2 protein-coding genes are annotated in these 991 nt (G+C 65.4%); both read left to right on the top strand.

Annotation, left to right across the window (positions count from 1 at the left end; genetic code table 11):
* Window positions 1-123: 123 nt before the first annotated feature.
* On the top strand, window positions 124-537 hold the full coding sequence (locus tag TSB10P1A_RS23515) for a hypothetical protein (protein WP_186390397.1): 414 nt from the start codon (window positions 124-126) through the stop codon (window positions 535-537).
* A 127-nt stretch (window positions 538-664) separates the two neighbouring features.
* Window positions 665-991: regulatory protein GemA (locus TSB10P1A_RS23510; protein WP_186390396.1), on the top strand; the 327-nt coding region annotated here is incomplete at its 3' end.

Here is a 991-nt window from a genome sequence, read left to right as displayed (position 1 = left end):
AGTACCCGCTATCGCCGACCGCGTGCTGCTGATCCGCGAAATCGAGGCGGAAATCGGCAGGCCGGCCGAGCATCCGGAGCCGCAGTGGCTGGACGATCTTCTCGATGGCAAGTGGGGGCTGACATGAGCATCCAGCGCATCGATTTCGAGGACCGCGGTCAGGACTTCCTGTGGTGGGAGATCGACATGGAGACAGGTCGCGTTGTTGGGTGCGGCCCGTTTCAGGGATGGCATTGGGCGAGCGGCGATTATCGCGTCGATCTTGAGACGATCTCTGTCGGGTGCCGCCCCCGCATCTTCCACCGGCACGAGGCCAAGGCACGCACATTAAATTATGTGATCGCCGACATCGGCCCAGCCCCTTCGGGGGGGGGGTGTTCGATGCCTTTTTTGATCCGCATGGCGCCTAGCGCGCCGCGCCGCCTGGAAGGAGGGAGGGCTTTGACATGTCCGTCCGCGATCCCGGTGCCCGCCGCCAGGAGCTGCTCGGCGAAGCCCGGCGCCACCGCTACAGGCTGCACCGATTGCCAGGGCTGACCGCCGAGCTTCGGGCGGTCACCACCGAACTTCTGAGACAGGAACTTTCGAAGGCCGCGTCAGGGGCGGCCGTGTCGTCAACTGAGGACCAGGACGAGCGTCCGGACCCTTTGAGATGGTGGGACAGATGACAGCACATGCGATCATCCATGTCGGGCTCAAGCAGCTCGGCATTGCCGGCGAGGACGCCCGCGACCTGTACGAGCGGGTCACCGGCTCGCGATCCCTGCGGGCCATGTCGCCGCAGCAGCACCAGGTGGTGGTGGACGAGCTGCATCGCCTCGGCTTCAAACGCGGTTTGAAGACCGGCTCGGCAAAGCGGGCGAGCGGGCCTTTCGCGGGCAAGCTGCAGGCGCTCTGGATCGCCGCTTATAATCTCGGCGTGGTCAAGACCAGCACCGACGAGGCGATGATGGCCTTCGTCACCCGGCAGACCGGACTTGCGCATGCGCGC

Source organism: Stappia sp. TSB10P1A, from assembly GCF_900185725.1.
Lineage (GTDB): Bacteria > Pseudomonadota > Alphaproteobacteria > Rhizobiales > Stappiaceae > Stappia.
The sequence above is the reverse complement of the archived record's forward strand: the minus strand, read 5'-3'. Positions and strand labels throughout refer to the sequence as shown.